Annotated in this window: 12 protein-coding genes; 7 read left to right on the top strand and 5 right to left on the bottom strand. The window is 69.4% G+C overall.

The window, feature by feature from the left end; translation table 11 throughout:
* Positions 1-8: 8 nt before the first annotated feature.
* Both KV397_RS12215 and KV397_RS12210 read right to left on the bottom strand, forming a co-directional pair.
* Entirely contained in the window at positions 9-1,244 is a 1,236-nt protein-coding gene (locus KV397_RS12215) for an acyl-CoA dehydrogenase family protein (RefSeq protein ID WP_153243699.1), read from the bottom strand.
* A gap of 63 nt (positions 1,245-1,307) precedes the next feature.
* Complete coding sequence (locus tag KV397_RS12210) at positions 1,308-1,970, bottom strand: TetR/AcrR family transcriptional regulator (protein WP_047523102.1); 663 nt, start codon at positions 1,968-1,970, stop codon at positions 1,308-1,310.
* Positions 1,971-2,029: 59 nt separating this feature from the next.
* On the opposite strand from KV397_RS12210, the gene KV397_RS12205 reads away from it, so the two are divergent.
* The 3 genes from KV397_RS12205 to sucD all read left to right on the top strand — a co-directional run bounded on the left by KV397_RS12205 (position 2,030) and on the right by sucD (position 4,586).
* The gene (locus tag KV397_RS12205) at positions 2,030-2,383 is read left to right on the top strand and encodes a DUF2510 domain-containing protein (protein ID WP_153243700.1); all 354 of its coding nucleotides are present in this window, start codon (positions 2,030-2,032) and stop codon (positions 2,381-2,383) included.
* A 115-nt stretch (positions 2,384-2,498) separates the two neighbouring features.
* Positions 2,499-3,665 carry an ADP-forming succinate--CoA ligase subunit beta gene (gene sucC / locus KV397_RS12200; RefSeq protein WP_153243701.1) on the top strand — a complete coding sequence of 389 codons (1,167 nt, stop codon included), beginning with the start codon at positions 2,499-2,501 and terminating at the stop codon, positions 3,663-3,665.
* 18 nt (positions 3,666-3,683) lie between these two features.
* On the top strand, positions 3,684-4,586 hold the full coding sequence (sucD, locus tag KV397_RS12195) for a succinate--CoA ligase subunit alpha (RefSeq protein ID WP_261811379.1): 903 nt from the start codon (positions 3,684-3,686) through the stop codon (positions 4,584-4,586).
* 94 nt (positions 4,587-4,680) lie between these two features.
* On the opposite strand, the gene KV397_RS12190 is transcribed toward sucD, so the two are convergent.
* Complete coding sequence (locus KV397_RS12190; protein WP_261811378.1) at positions 4,681-5,256, bottom strand: TetR/AcrR family transcriptional regulator; 576 nt, start codon at positions 5,254-5,256, stop codon at positions 4,681-4,683.
* Between the two features lie 74 nt (positions 5,257-5,330).
* Here KV397_RS12190 and KV397_RS12185 point away from each other — a divergent pair, with 74 nt between their 5' ends.
* Positions 5,331-5,732: a VOC family protein gene (locus KV397_RS12185; protein WP_261811377.1), complete on the top strand. Its 402-nt coding sequence runs from the start codon at positions 5,331-5,333 to the stop codon at positions 5,730-5,732.
* 177 nt (positions 5,733-5,909) lie between these two features.
* On the opposite strand, the gene KV397_RS12180 is transcribed toward KV397_RS12185, so the two are convergent.
* Positions 5,910-7,385: an NCS2 family permease gene (locus tag KV397_RS12180; protein ID WP_261811376.1), complete on the bottom strand. Its 1,476-nt coding sequence runs from the start codon at positions 7,383-7,385 to the stop codon at positions 5,910-5,912.
* Positions 7,386-7,475: 90 nt separating this feature from the next.
* Here KV397_RS12180 and KV397_RS12175 point away from each other — a divergent pair, with 90 nt between their 5' ends.
* From KV397_RS12175 to purH, 3 genes are all read left to right on the top strand, one after another.
* Positions 7,476-8,876 carry a cell division protein PerM gene (locus KV397_RS12175; RefSeq protein WP_261811375.1) on the top strand — a complete coding sequence of 467 codons (1,401 nt, stop codon included), beginning with the start codon at positions 7,476-7,478 and terminating at the stop codon, positions 8,874-8,876.
* Positions 8,877-8,939: 63 nt separating this feature from the next.
* Complete coding sequence (gene purN / locus KV397_RS12170) at positions 8,940-9,527, top strand: phosphoribosylglycinamide formyltransferase (protein WP_047523110.1); 588 nt, start codon at positions 8,940-8,942, stop codon at positions 9,525-9,527.
* A gap of 35 nt (positions 9,528-9,562) precedes the next feature.
* Positions 9,563-11,170: a bifunctional phosphoribosylaminoimidazolecarboxamide formyltransferase/IMP cyclohydrolase gene (gene purH, locus KV397_RS12165; RefSeq protein ID WP_047523111.1), complete on the top strand. Its 1,608-nt coding sequence runs from the start codon at positions 9,563-9,565 to the stop codon at positions 11,168-11,170.
* Positions 11,171-11,319: 149 nt separating this feature from the next.
* Here purH and KV397_RS12160 read toward each other — a convergent pair whose 3' ends face one another.
* Entirely contained in the window at positions 11,320-11,844 is a 525-nt protein-coding gene (locus KV397_RS12160; RefSeq protein WP_261811374.1) for a hypothetical protein, read from the bottom strand.

The raw sequence follows: 11,844 nt of genomic DNA, 5'->3' as shown, positions 1-11,844 counted from the left end.
TCCGCGCCTCAGGCGAACGCGCTCATCCCGGTGATGTCGCGGCCGAGCAGCAGGGCCTGCACGCTCTCGGTGCCCTCGTAGGTGTGGATGGCCTCGATGTCGGCCATGTGTTGCATGACGCCGTTCTCGAGCAGGATGCCGTTGCCGCCGAGCAGGTCGCGGGCGGTCGCGGCGATGCGGCGTGCGGCACGCGTGTTGTGGAACTTCGCGAGCGAGGCCTGGGTCGGGCGCAGTTCGCCTGAGGTCTCGAGGTCGGCCATCCGTCGGCAGTACAGCTGCATGGCCGTGAGGTCTTCGAGCATGTGGGTGAGGCGCTCCTGGACCATCTGGAACTTCGCGAGCGGCTTTCCGAACTGCACCCGCTGCATCGCGTAGGCCAGTGCTGCCTCGTAGCAGGCCGTCGCGTGTCCGAGCGCCGACCACGCGACGCCCGAGCGGGTCGCGTACAGCACGGTCGAGGCGTCCTTGAAGCTCATGGTGCCGGGCAGGACGGCGTCCAGCGGCACCCGCACGTCGTCGAGGACGATGTGCGCCTGATGGATCGCGCGCAGTGAGGCCTTGCCCCGAATCACACTGCCGGTGTATCCGGGCGTGTCCTGCTCGACGAGGAAACAGCGCACAGCGCCGTGCGCGGCCGTGTCCGCGTCGTCGACGCGCGCCCACACGAAGGTGATCCCGCCGGATGCGCCGTTGCCGATCCACTTCTTCGTGCCTCGGATGACCCAGGCGTCCCCGTCGCGGCGGGCCACCGTCTCGAGCGAGACCGAGTCGGAGCCGTGGTCGGGTTCGGTCAGCGCGAACGAGCCGAGAACCGAGCCGTCGGCGAGTGCCGTGAGCCATCGGTCCTGCTGGGCGGGGGAGCCGAACAGGGCGAGGGTGCGCAGCGCGAGGCCGCCCTGCACCGCGAGGATGGTGCCCAGCGACCCGTCACCGCGCGAGATCTCCATGTTCACCAGGCCCGCGGCCAGCGGCGACAGGTGCGTGAGGGCGGGATGCTGGATGCCGTCGACGACGAGGTCCATCTCGCCCATCCGACGGGCGGCGTCGAGCGGGTACTCCGCGCGGTCCCAGGCGTCCGCCATCTGCGGCGCGACCTCGTCGGTGTAGGACTTCGCCCGATCCCAGGCCGCGCGGTCGGCGGCGGGGATGTCGGCGAAGACGGCGTAGTAGTCGCTGTCCCGGCGCCCGGTGACGTCGTACGACGAGACGCGCTCGCCGGGGAAGGGGGAGGCTGCAGTGCTCATGATGCTCCTTCGTGGCACCAAGTATCGTACTCCTCGATACTCGGTTTCACGACCCTCGAGCGATCAGTCGAGCTCCGACTGCAGTCTGCGGGTCACCTCGGCGATCGGCATGGACCGCGGGAACACCGCGACGACCATGTCGTCCGGCGCATCGGGGGCCGCGTCTCCCGCGACGCCGTAGCGGCGGCGGGCGTCGGCCAGCGCCGTCTGCAGCGTCGCGAGCGGCACCTTCTTGCGGCCGCGGAGCAACTGCCGCAGCACGTGATTGTGGACGGCCGTCACGAGGGCGGCGAAGCCGACGGCGTCGAGCGGGTCGACGCCGGGGAGGGCTCCGCGCAGGTACTCGTCGAACAGCCGCTCGTATCGGAAGACCGTGATGATCTCGCGCTCACGCAGCACCGGCACCTGGCGCACGATCTGGTAGCGGCGGCGTGCGAGCTCCGGGTCGTGCGCGAAATGCACGAAGACCGATTCGGAGGCCGCGCACACCGCAGCCCAGGGGTCGTCGTGCCCTTCGTCGAGGAACTCCCTGAGCTGTTCGAGCAGCACCTCGTGATCCGCGAAGACGACGTCCTCCTTGCCGCCGAACTGGCGGAAGAACGTCGATCTCGAGACACCCGCGGCCTTGGCGATCTGTTCCACCGACGTCTGATCGAACCCCTGGGCGCTGAAGAGTTCGAGCGCCGCGGCGACGACGCCCGTGCGCAGTTCTGCGGATTCGTGCATGGCGAAAGCCTAGACCTCGGCGGCCATCGGTGTCGGTGGCCGGGCGTCATAATGAGGGCGTGAGCGAACGCGGGAGAGCGGCCGGATGGTTCGAGACGCGGCGGCGCGGCACCCGTCGCTGGTGGGACGGCACGCGCTGGACCGAGCACCTCTCGGTGCGGGGGAGGGAGACGACCCTGGCGGAGGACCGCAGGGCTGTGCGCCGACAGCTGATCCTGACCGAGTTCGTGCTCGGGACCCTCCTCGTCGGGTCGATCCTCATCGCGCTGTGGAGCGCGCTCCCGGTGGTCGTGGTGCGGCCGATGATCGTCGCCACCGGCACCGCGCTGCTGCTCGTTCCGCTCATGATCTCGCGGCAGCTCCGCCTGGTCGCGCTGCCGGCGCGGCGTCCGGGCGTGCCGACGCTCCGATGATCGACCGAGAGTCCGGGGCCGCGGGCGCGCCCAGGTCGAGGTAGTAGGCTGGGGGACTGGTCGATGTCTCGACATCGAGAGAATTACCAGACAGCAGCCCAGTGAAGGAACCACAGTGGATCTGTACGAGTACCAGGCACGAGACGTTTTCGAGAAGTACGGAGTGCCGGTCCTCGCCGGCATCGTCGCGGACACCCCGGAAGAGGTGAGGGCGGCGGCCGAGAAGATCGGTGGCGTCGTCGTCGTCAAGGCCCAGGTGAAGACCGGCGGCCGTGGCAAGGCGGGCGGCGTCAAGGTCGCCAAGACGCCCGACGAGGCGTACGAGGCAGCGAAGGCCATTCTCGGCCTCGACATCAAGGGCCACGTCGTCAAGCGCGTCATGGTCGCGCAGGGTGCGCGCATCGCCGAGGAGTACTACTTCTCCGTGCTGCTCGATCGTGCCAACCGCTCGTACCTGAGCCTCTGCTCGGTCGAGGGCGGCATGGAGATCGAAGAGCTCGCCGTCGAGCGTCCCGAGGCGCTCGCACGCGTCGAGGTCAACCCGCTCACGGGCATCGACAAGACGAAGGCCGTGGAGATCGCCCGCGCCGCGAACTTCCCGGAAGACCTGATCGAGAAGGTCTCCGACGTGTTCGTGAAGCTCTACGACGTGTACAAGGGTGAGGACGCGACCCTGGTCGAGGTCAACCCGCTGGTCCGCACCGAAGAGGGCGACATCATCGCGCTCGACGGCAAGGTCACGCTCGACGACAACGCCTCCGAGATCCGTCACCCCGAGCACGAGGCGCTCGAGGACAAGGACGCCGCTGACCCGCTCGAGGCCAAGGCCAAGCAGTCGGGCCTCAACTACGTGAAGCTCGACGGAGAGGTCGGCATCATCGGAAACGGCGCCGGACTCGTCATGTCGACCCTCGACGTGGTCGCCTACGCCGGGGAGAACCACAACGGCGTCAAGCCGGCCAACTTCCTCGACATCGGCGGCGGCGCATCGGCTGAGGTCATGGCTGCCGGCCTCGACGTCATCCTCGGCGACCCGCAGGTCAAGAGCGTGTTCGTCAACGTCTTCGGCGGCATCACGGCCTGCGACGCCGTCGCCAACGGCATCAAGGGCGCGCTCGAGACACTGGGCGCCACGGCCTCCAAGCCGCTCGTCGTGCGCCTGGACGGCAACCGCGTCGACGAGGGTCGTGCGATCCTCGCCGACTACGCGCACCCGCTTGTGACCCTGGCCGCCACCATGGACGAGGGCGCCGACAAGGCCGCCGAGCTCGCCAACGCCTGAGACTGAAGGACGAGAAGAATGTCGATCTACCTCAACAAGGACTCCAAGGTCATCGTCCAGGGCATCACCGGCGGTGAGGGCACCAAGCACACCGCGCTGATGCTCAAGGCCGGCACCCAGGTCGTCGGTGGCGTCAACGCCCGCAAGGCCGGCACCACGGTCTCGCACACCGACAAGGACGGCAACGCCGTCGAGCTCCCCGTCTTCGCCTCGGTCGCCGAGGCCATGAAGGAGACCGGCGCCGACGTGTCGATCGCCTTCGTCCCCGGCGCCTTCACGAAGGACGCGATGATCGAGGCCATCGACGCCGAGATCCCGCTGCTCGTGGTCATCACCGAGGGCGTCCCCGTCGGCGACTCCGCCGAGGCCTGGGCATACGCGCAGAGCAAGGGCAACAAGACCCGCATCATCGGGCCGAACTGCCCCGGCATCATCACCCCGGGCGAGGCGCTCGTGGGCATCACGCCGGCGAACATCACGGGCAAGGGACCGATCGGCCTCGTGTCGAAGTCGGGCACCCTGACCTACCAGATGATGTTCGAGCTGCGCGACCTGGGCTTCTCGACCGCCATCGGCATCGGCGGCGACCCGGTCGTCGGCACCACGCACATCGACGCGCTCGCCGCGTTCGAGGCCGACCCCGAGACCAAGGCCATCGTCATGATCGGTGAGATCGGTGGCGACGCCGAGGAGCGCGCGGCCGACTTCATCAAGGCGAACGTCACGAAGCCGGTCGTCGGCTACGTGGCGGGCTTCACGGCTCCCGAGGGCAAGACCATGGGTCACGCCGGTGCGATCGTCTCCGGCTCGGCCGGTACCGCGCAGGCGAAGAAGGAGGCCCTCGAGGCCGCCGGTGTCAAGGTCGGCAAGACGCCGTCCGAGACCGCTGACCTGATGCGCGCGATCATCGAGTCGCTCTGATCTGAGCTACGCTTGAGCTGAAGGCCCCGGACTCCACTCCGGGGCCTTCTTTCGTGCCCGGGACCAGAAGTCCGCCGCCACGGACCGCCGCCGGTCAGGTCTGGGGAGCGACGGAGTCCAGCAGGGTGTCGAGCGCGCGGTGGGCCTGAGGGCGCGCGGCGCCGTCGGGATGGGCGGCCAGCCAGAGGGCGAGCTCGTTCATCGCTCCGGAGAGCACCGCCGCAAGCGGGTCCAGGAGGGCCGGAGAGACACCGGCCTCGCGCAGTCCGGCACGCAGCTCCTGCTCGGGGCCCTCGGCATCGAGTCGGCGCCACTGCTCCCACCCGAGCACCGCGGGGCCGTCGATGAGCAGGACGCGCGAGGCGGCGCCCCGGGTGATGGCGTCGAGGAAGGCGTGGCTGCCGTCGCGGAGAGCGGCGTCGGGCGCGCTGCCCGCCGTGGCTTCGACGATCGCGTCGGCGACGATCTGCTGCTGCGCGGAGGCGACGGCGGCGAACAGCAGCGGCTTCGAGGTGTAGTGGTGGTAGACGGCGCCACGGGTCACGCTCGCGGCCCGGGCGAGTTCGTCGACCGACACGGCCGCATAGCCGTGCTCGGCGAAATGTGCGGTGGCGACATCGAGGATCCGCCGTGCGGTCTCGGCGGCGTCGGCTGCGGATGCTCGGGGCATGGGTTCCTTTACGTGCGGTGTGTATGTATTCTAGCCCCACCGATACAAACACACTGCATGTAAAAGAGGTCAGGATGGACATCACGAGTTTCTACCCGGTGCTGATGGTGGACGACGTCTCCGCCGCCGCACGGTTCTATCGAGAAGAGCTCGGCTTCGAGGTGACGTTCGAGGCCGACTGGTACGTCAGTCTGCGCTTCGACGGCGGCGAGCTCGCGATCCTCGACCGCGCGCACGAGACCATTCCGGAAGGGTTCCGAGAGCCCGTGCGGGGACTCCTGCTCAACGTGGAGGTGCCGGATGCGACCGCCGAGCACGCGCGGCTGGTGGGGGAGCGGAGGTTTCCCGAGCGCCTGACGCTGCGCGACGAGGCCTTCGGGCAGCGGCACTTCATCGTCGAGGCACCCGGCGGTGTGCTGATCGACGTGATCGAGCCGATCGAGCCCGCGCCGGAGTTCGCGGCGGCCTACGCCTGACGTCCTTCCGCCTGCATGACCGGATGACACACGCATGGCCCGCGTTCCCCGCGGGGTCATGCATCCGTGCGATCCTCATGCATCCGCGGGCTGCGGGAGACCCCGGTGCGCGAAAAGCACGTGAAAAGAGGGGCGGATGCCGCAGCATCCGCCCCTCTTGTGATCTCTGCCCCGTCGTCAGATCCCGACGCCGAAGAGGGCCTCGATCGGACCGCGGGCGAAGAAGATCAGGAAGCCCGCTCCGACGACCCACAGCAGCGGGCTGATCGTCTTGGCCTTGCCGGAGAACGCGTGGATGAGCACCCAGCTCACGAAGCCCGCACCGATGCCGTTGGCGATCGAGTAGGTCAGCGGCATGACGGACACGGTGAGGAACACCGGCAGCAGCACGCGGAAGTCGGAGAAGTCGATGTACCGGATCTGCGCCATCATCATGGCACCGACGATGATCAGCGCGGCTGCGGCGATCTCGGTCGGGACGATCGACGTCAACGGGGTGAGGAACATCGCGACCAGGAACACGAAGCCGGTGACGACGTTCGCGAGGCCCGTGCGTGCACCTTCGCCGATGCCGGCACCCGACTCGATGAAGACCGTGCTCGACGACGAGGAGGTCGCGCCACCTGCGATCGCGCCGACGCCCTCGACCACCAGCGCCGACTTGATGCGCGGGAAGTCACCGTTGTCGTCGGCGAGGTTCGCCTCCTTCGCGAGGCCCGTCATGGTGCCCATCGCGTCGAAGAAGTTCGTGAAGAGCAGTGTGAAGACGATCATCACGATCGCCACGAGGCTCACCTTGCTGAGGTCGAAGCTGAAGTCCACCGCACCGATCAGGCTCAGGTCGGGGACACCGACCGGCGAACCGTCGAGCGCGGGCACGGTGAGGCCCCAGCCGCCCGGGTTGACCACGTTGCCCTCATCGTCGAAACCGCGCGGCCCGATGTGCCAGATCGCCTCGACGATCACGGCCAGCACGGTGCCGCCGATGAGGCCGATCAGCATGCCGCCCTTGATCTTGAGGGCGACGAGGATGCCGGTGAGCAGGAGCGTGATCACGAAGAGCAGGCTCGGCACGGTCGCGACCGAGCCGTTGACGCCGAGTCCGACCGGCGGCGACGATGCACCGGTGGCCGTCACGAAACCGGAGTTCACGAAGCCGATGAACGCGATGAACAGGCCGATGCCGACGGTGATCGCGATCTTCAGCTGGAAGGGCACGGCGTCGAAGATCGCCTTGCGCAGACCGGTCGCGGCCAGCAGCACGATCACGACACCGTTGATCATCACGAGCGCCATGGCTTCCGGCCAGGTCACCTGACCCACGACCGAGAACGCCACGAAAGCGTTGATGCCCAGTCCTGCGGCGAAGCCGAACGGCAGTCGTGTGACCAGCCCGAACAGGATCGTCATCACCCCGGCGGTCAGCGCGGTCGCTGCCCCCACGGCGTTGAACTCGAGCATGTCGCCGGCGACATCCGGCTTGCCGGACAGGATGATCGGGTTCAGGATCACGATGTAGGCCATCGTGACGAAGGTCACCAAGCCCCCTCGGATCTCGGTGCCGATCGTGGATCCGCGCTTGCTGATCTCGAAGTAGCGGTCCACGGCGTTCTTGGGCTCGGTGGATGCCGGGGCGGGCGGGGCAGTTGTCATCGGGAAACCTCCGGAGAAACGCTATCGTGTCGCCGACCTCACGCGCGCCCCAGGGGCTTCGTCGGGAACTCGTCGTAGTCTCGAATCGCTATGCAACGCCTCCTCGTCGCGCTCCTCGCCGCCTTCGATGCCGCCATCACCGCGGCGGTCGGTCTCGTCGTGCTGCTCGCGCCGTTGACGCTGCTGTGGACGCTCGCCTTCGGTGTCACCGCGGACTGGGGTGCGCTCTGGCCGCTCACCGGAACGCTCTGGCAGTTCGGCCACGGGGTGCCGCTCGAGGTCACGATCCCGGATGCGCTCCTGGTGGCTCTCGCCATCCCCGCGGAGGCCGCGAGCTTCGCGGTGTCGATCACTCCGCTGGCGTTCCTGTTCTTCACGCTGCTCTTCGCGGCGCGTTCGGGAGACAGGGCGGCGAAGGCGGGCGCATGGCTGCTGGGGCCCCTGACCGGCACCGTGGTGTTCGCCGTCATCTCGGCCGGCGTCGCACTGACGACCCGCTTGGAAGCCGCCGCGACCTCGTTGCCCCTCGCCATCATCCTTCCCACCGCGGTCTACCTCGTGGGCGCGCTCTGCGGAGCCGTGCGCATCGCGTGGGAGGACGGGGACGGCGGCATGCTCGACCGTCTGCACGATCGGATCGACGCCCGCGAGGACTGGGCGCCGGTCCCGGTCGCGATCGTGCGCGGCGCGGCCTTCGCGCTCGTCGCCGTGGTCGGCGCCTCCGCGTTGGCTCTCGCCGTCACGACCCTGTTCCGCGGGGGCGAGGTGGTGGCGCTGTTCCAGGCGGCCCGCGTCGACGCGCTCGGGGCGACCGTGCTGACGCTCGCCCAACTCGCCTACCTGCCGACCCTGATCGTCTGGGCGGCGTCCTGGCTCGCCGGTCCCGGCTTCGCGGTCGGGTTCGGGACGGCCGTGTCGCCCGCCGGCACCCAGCTCGGTGTGGTGCCCGGCATCCCGGTGTTCGGTCTGCTGCCCGAGAACAGTTCGATCTGGATGCTGATCGTCGTGCTCCTCCCCGTCGCCGCCGGAGCCTTCGCCGGATGGGCGGTGCGCTCTCGCCTCGTGTGGGAGGGCACTCCGCTGCGGATGCCGCAGCGTGCGGTGATCGCACTCGGCATCGCCGGTGTCACCGCGGGGATCGCCGGGCTCGCCGCTGCCCTGGCGAACGGGTCGATGGGTCCGGGCCGGATGGCGGTGGTCGGACCGGCCGTGGTCCCGTTCGTCCTCGCCCTCGGCGCGGAGGTCCTCGTCGGCGCCGCGATCCTGCTGCTCTCGCCGCGGCACCGCGATGAGCTCGCGGAAGAGCGGACCGACCGGTGGATCGCCGAGATGACGGCGTACGATCCGGGGTACGCGCCCGCCGGTGCGGAGGCAGGAGTCCCCGTGGCCGGAATGTCGGTCGACGCACCCGAGCCCGACGACACGGCACCGCTCGACGATCTCCGACGGTTCGAACGGCCGAAGGACGAACCGGCCGATTCGCGCGACTGACCGCTTTCGCGTGGCCGGGGAGGCCGGAAGAGAGCCGGTCGCGCACCCCGGTAGACTGGGCGCGTGCTCACGGTCGCCGTTCTCATCTCGGGCACCGGCTCGAACCTTCGCGCCCTCCTCGAGGCCGCTCGTCATCCCGATTTTCCCGCCAGGATCATCGTCGTGGGTGCCGACCGCGAAGCAGACGGGCTGGCCCACGCCGAGGAGTTCGGCATCCCCAGCTTCACGGTGCCCTGGCACGAGCACGAGAGTCGTGAGGCCTGGGGTGAGGAACTCGCCCGGCAGCTGGACGTCTGGAAGCCGGACCTCATCGTGCTCAGCGGACTCATGCGCCTCCTGCCGCCGACGCTCGTCGCCCGGTACTCGCCGCGCCTCATCAACACCCACCCCGCGTACCTGCCGGAGTTCCCCGGTGCACACGGTGTGCGGGACGCGCTCGCCGCAGGGGTCTCCGAGACCGGTGCCAGTGTGATCGTCGTCGACGACGGGGTCGACACGGGGCCGATCCTGGCCCAGGAGCGCGTGCCGGTTCTCGCCGACGACACCGAGCACAGCCTGCACGAGCGCATCAAACCCGTCGAACGTCGACTGCTCATCGACGTCGTCCGCGGGATCGCCACCGGTGATCTCGCCCTGACGCCTTCTTCCTGACCTCCACCCGACGCCCCCGCACGAAGGAGCCCATCATGGCCGGCCCCCGCCACGACCCCACGCTCTACCGCGACCGCGACACCGTGCCGATCCGGCGCGCGCTCGTCTCGGTGAGCGACAAGACCGACCTGCTCGTCCTCGCCGAGGCGCTCGCCGGAGCGGGGATCGAGATCGTGTCGACCGGATCGACCGCCGCGACGATCCGTGACGCGGGTTTCACCGTCACCGACGTGGCCGCCGTCACCGGCGTCGCCGAGATGCTCGACGGCCGCGTGAAGACGCTGCACCCGAAGGTCCATGGCGGCCTGCTCGCGGACCTCCGTCTCGAGGAGCACGAGCGTCAGCTCGAGGAGCTCGACATCGCGCCGTTCGAGCTCGTCGTGGTGAACCTGTATCCGTTCGTCGAGACCGTGGCCTCGGGCGCGATCGGCGATGACGTCGTCGAGCAGATCGACATCGGTGGACCCGCCATGGTGCGCGCCGCGGCGAAGAACCACGCCAACGTCGCGATCGTCGTCTCGCCGCAGTCCTATCCCGCCATCATCTCCGCGATCGAGGCCGGCGGGACGTCCGTGGGGCAGCGCCGGGAGCTCGCGGCCCGCGCGTTCGCTCACACCGCGGCGTACGACACGGCCGTCGCCCAGTGGTTCGCCGAGGGGACGCTCACCGAGCCGGGCGACCTCCCCGCGCACCTCACCATCCAGGCCGAGCGCCTCGCGACCCTCCGCTACGGCGAGAACTCCCATCAGCGCGGCGCGATCTACACCCGCGCCGGTGGCCACGGCATCGCGCAGGCCACACAGTTGCAGGGCAAGGAGATGTCGTACAACAACTACGTCGACGCGGATGCCGCACTGCGCGCCGCCTACGACATGATCAAGCCCGCCGTCGCGATCATCAAGCACGCCAACCCGTGCGGCATCGCGACCACCGCTCCCAACGCCCTCGACCCGATCGCCAGCGCCCACCTGCGGGCCCACGAGTGCGACCCGGTCTCGGCGTACGGCGGGGTGATCGCCGCGAACGGCACCGTGACCCTCAAGATGGCCGAGAACCTCAAGGACATCTTCACCGAGGTCATCGTCGCACCGGCGTTCGAGCCGGCCGCGCTCGAGGTGTTCAAGGCGAAGAAGAACCTGCGCCTGCTGCAGCTTCCGCAGGACTGGCGGCAGGAGCGGATGGACGTGCGTCTGGTCTCGGGCGGGCTCCTCCTCCAGGACGCCGACCGCTTCCCGGACGACATCGGTTCGGTCGCGAAGAATTGGGAGCTCGTGTCGGGTGAGCGCCCGAGCGAGGCGGAGATGGAGAACCTGATCTTCGCGTGGAAGGCCTGCCGCGCGGTGAAGTCGAACGCGATCGTGCTCGCGAAGGACAACGCCACGGTCGGTGTCGGCATGGGCCAGGTCAACCGTGTCGACTCGTGCCGCCTCGCGGTCGAGCGTGCGGGGGATCGGGCGGCCGGTTCTGTCGCCTCCTCCGACGCGTTCTTCCCGTTCGCGGATGGCGCTCAGGTGCTGATCGACGCCGGTGTCACGGCCATCGTGCAGCCGGGCGGATCGGTGCGCGACGAGGAGGTCGTGGATGCCGCGCGCAAGGCCGGCGTCACGATGTTCTTCACCGGGGAGCGTCACTTCTTCCACTGAGCGACTGTCTCCCGCCGAGACCCCCGTTCCTTGCCGAGACCCCCGCCTGCCGACGTGTGCAGGCGGGGGTCTCGGCGTTGCGCGGGGGTCTCGGCAGCACTGGAGGAGGGGGACCGGGACGGGGGACGGGGGACGGGGGACGGGGAGGGTCAGGTCGCGACGATCGCGCACATCGCGACGGTCGACACCGCCATGGTCGCGTGGTGGAGCCGATGCGGCCAGGCGCGCTCGGTCCGCAGCGCGACCACCGCGAGGATCACCGTCCCCAGCGCCAGCCCGGCACTCACCAGCAGGGGCATCGTGTCGACGGCTCCGTGCACGTGCGACGTGATGATCGGAGACGCCGCGGGCGACGGGATCCCGGGCATCAGGAGGACGAGCACCGCGGTCGTGATGACGCCGAGAGCCAGATGCGTCGACACCATCGCCTCCGGACGAGCGGTGGGGACCGGCGCCGCCCGGCGCACGGCGGCGAGCACGATCCCGACGATGACGAGCACCGCGAACCACAGCACCGGCGGGAGCAGCGACACCGTCATCACATCGGCCATGCCGGCGAGCATCAGGGCGGCGACGAGGATCTCCGGGCGTCCCGCATCCCGCCGCATGCCGACGAGCGCGCCCACCCCGACCGCGGCGGGGAGGAGTGCGACGACATGGAGGACCGCGTGCAC

The organism is Microbacterium aurugineum (assembly GCF_023101205.1).
GTDB classification, from domain to species: Bacteria; Actinomycetota; Actinomycetes; order Actinomycetales; family Microbacteriaceae; genus Microbacterium; species Microbacterium aurugineum.
Note: the sequence above shows the minus strand (reverse complement) of the source record. Positions and strands in the feature narration are given on the sequence as shown.